The organism is Pseudoalteromonas sp. CR1, from assembly GCF_019392235.1.
Taxonomy (GTDB): Bacteria; Pseudomonadota; Gammaproteobacteria; order Enterobacterales; family Alteromonadaceae; genus Pseudoalteromonas.
Genome location: NZ_JAHXRM010000567.1, coordinates 1 through 242, shown reverse-complemented (window position 1 = coordinate 242; position 242 = coordinate 1). Strand labels below are relative to the sequence as shown.

The window sequence follows — 242 nt, the reverse complement described above, 5'->3', positions numbered from 1 at the left end:
CGACAAGCGTTACTTCATTGGTCTCGCAAGCCCCGCTGCTGCGGGAGTGGTGGCGGGTATCGTCTGGGCGTTCAGTGACTACGGGATCCAGGGGTCGAAGATGTCTTTCCTGGTGGCCTTGATGGTTGCGGCGGCCGGCATGCTGATGGTCAGTAACATCAAGTACAACAGCTTTAAGGAGTTGGACCTCAAAGGGCGCGTGCCTTTCGTGGCTATCCTGGTGGTTGTGCTGGTGTTTGCCG

The 242-nt window shown here is 57.9% G+C and carries 1 protein-coding gene; it reads left to right on the top strand.

The genetic code is table 11. From position 1 onward, the window contains the following. Positions 1 to 242, top strand: a 242-nt coding sequence (locus KZZ04_RS20580; RefSeq protein WP_368735911.1) for a phosphatidylcholine/phosphatidylserine synthase, incomplete at both ends; no start/stop codon positions are given.